General features: G+C 73.9%; 2 protein-coding genes. Both read left to right on the top strand.

Annotated elements, in window-relative coordinates; translation table 11 throughout:
* Positions 1-29: 29 nt before the first annotated feature.
* Positions 30-563, top strand: coding sequence for a hypothetical protein (locus tag AC5LSR_RS17480; RefSeq protein WP_250290347.1), 534 nt, complete (start codon positions 30-32; stop codon positions 561-563).
* Between the two features lie 211 nt (positions 564-774).
* A partial coding sequence (locus AC5LSR_RS17485; RefSeq protein ID WP_493468688.1) for an ABC transporter permease occupies positions 775-2,692 on the top strand: 1,918 nt, incomplete at its 3' end.

The raw sequence follows: 2,692 nt of genomic DNA on the forward strand, positions 1-2,692 counted from the left end.
CCGCAGCGCCTTTGGGGGAGAGACACAGGGTGGACACACAGCCTGCGGGTGGTCAGCACCCCCGGCCGACACCTCGAGTGGTCGTCGGCATACTACGTGCTGTACGCGGCTGGCTCATAGCCGTCACCGGCGGTGTTCTGCTGTTCGGCTGTTATCTCGGTGTGTCCGCGGAGACCGACCCCGGTCGCCAGCTCCCCTATTTCGTCTCCGGTGGGCTCGGCGGGCTCGCGCTCGTCTTCCTCGGCAGCGCGCTGCTGGTGGCCGACCAGATCGACGCCGCCGCCAAGGCCCGGGGACGGCTCGACCGCCAGGTCGATGATCTGCACAGGCTGATCGTCGCCGCGGCCTCCGCGCCGGCGCCCGCCACCCCCACGACGGTGGCGGATCCGGCGGCCGGCGGCCAGGACGACGGCGGCCTGTTCGCCGTGCCCGCCGGCCGGACCTACCACCGCCGTACCTGCGAAATGATCGCCAGCAAGCCGGCGCAGCCGGTGGACTCCGCTCAGATCGCCGCCCGCGGCCTGACACCCTGCACGATCTGCGAACCAAAGCCTGCCGCGTGAGACGAGCCCGCCGCGCCGGGCGCGGCCCGGCCACGCTCCCCGGGCCGCCCCGGGGCCGGCGACAGCGCGGCTGGAGTCCTGGCGCGGCTCCTGAGGCTGCTCCTGGCGTGTTGCCGGCGGCCCGCATCCCTGGGCTGCCGGCAGGCCGGGAACGGCAGACGGGCCGGAAACGGCAGAATCGCGTTGCTGCCGCGCCGTGGGGGCGGGCCGGATGAGAAGCGTCGATCTGGCATTCGCCGGGGTCTCCATCGGGGCGATCGCCGCGCTCTCCGGCATCGGCCTGCTCGTGACCTACCGGACCAACGGTGTCCTCAACATCGCCCAGGGCGGCATCGCGGCCCTGGTGGCCTACGTCTTCCGCGCGATGGTCGTCGACTGGCGGCTGCCGGTCGCGGCCGCGGCGCTGCTCTCCCTCGCGGTCGTCTCGCCGCTGATCGGCGTCGTGCTCGAACGGTTCGTCTTCCGCCCGCTGGCCCGCCGGCGCGCGTCCGCCGCCGAGTCGCTGGTGGCGAGCCTGGGCGTGCTCGTGCTCACCGTCGGGATGACAGCCGGGATCTGGGGCCTGGGGTCCCGTAACGACGTGCCGAACCTGTTCCCGGAGCGGACGGTCCAGCTGCCCGGGGGCAGCCGCATCGGTGTCGACGCGCTCGCCGAGCTGGCCCTGGTCGTCGCCGTGTGCGTGGCCCTCGGCCTGATCACGGCCCGCACCCGTTTCGGCCGGCAGGTACGGGCCGTCGTCGACGACCGCCGGCTCGCCGAGCTGTCCGCCATCCCGGCCGACCGGGTGGCCGCGGCCGGCTGGGCCGTCGGCACCACCCTCGCCGGCTTCACCGGCATCCTGCTCGCGCCTCGCCTGCAGCTCACCCCGTATGGGCTCACCCTGCTGGTGCTGGAGACGTTCGCGGTGGTCGTGGCCGCCCGGCTGGCCAGCCTGCCGGGCGCGGTGCTGACCGCCCTGGCCATCGGCATCCTGCAGAGCGAGCTGAGCCAGTTCCAGGTGACGGGCGAGTTCAGCGCCCTGTATCTGGCCGTGCAGTCCAACCTGTTCGTGGCCGCGCTGCTGGTGCTGCTGCTGGTCCTCCCCCGGCTGCGCGAGCTCGGCGGGGACGCGGGCTCCACCGGCCGGTTCTCCAGCCGCGGCGCGCCGCAGACGTACCGGGCGAGCCTCACCGAGCAGCGCCGGGACGTCCTCGGCAAGCTTGCCGGCGCCGTGCTGCTGGCGGCCCCGCTCACCTTCGCGCCCATCAACCTGCGCGACGCGTTCACCGTGCCGGCGCTGGCCCTGATCTTCCTGTCCCTGGTGATCGTCACCGGTTACAGCGGGCAGATCTCCCTCGGCGTCGCCGGCTACGCCGGGCTCGGCGCGCTGCTGTCCGCCAAGCTCGCCGGCGGCGACCTGTTCGGGCTGCCCGCGCTGCCGGGCCTTGTCGCCCTGCTGGTCGGGGCGCTGCTGGTCGCCCCGGTGGGCCTGCTCACCGGCTACCCCGCCATCCGGCGGCGCGGGCTGGCGCTCGCCCTCACCACGTTCGCGGTCGGGGCGGTGATGTCCCGCTTCGTCTTCCAGCAGCAGACGTTCGTCTCGGGGCTGCACGTCGCGCCGCTGTCCATCGCCGGGCACATCCTGTCCGACCGCTGGTTCTACGTGGTGGAGCTGGTCTGTCTGGGGCTGGGCCTGCTCGTCGTGCGCAACCTGCACGAGGGGCGTCTCGGCCGGGCGCTGCTGGCCGTGCGTGACCACCCCGAGGGCGCGGCGGCGGTGGGCGTGGACGTGCGCAACCTCAAGCTGCTGTCCTTCACCGTCTCCGCCGCCGTGGCCGGGCTGGGCGGCGCCCTGCTGATGCTCAGCTACGCCTCGTTCGACGCGGAGACCTTCTCCCCGCTCAACAGCCTGCTCTGGTTCACCGCCGTCGTCGTGTTCGGCGCCGACAGCGCCGCGGGCGCGGTGGTCGCGGCCGGCTTCATCGTCACCATCGACACCCTCGCGCCGGCCGGCTCGGCCACCCTGGCCGTGGGCATCCTGGCGCTGAGCCTGGGCTGGCTGCCCGGTGGTCTCGCCTCCGCCGTCCGCCATCTGGTGACCCGCCTCGGTCAGCGGATCGTCGAGGACCTGACCGAACCGGGCCCGGGCC

It is taken from the genome of Protofrankia sp. CiP1_Cm_nod4 (assembly GCF_982290645.1).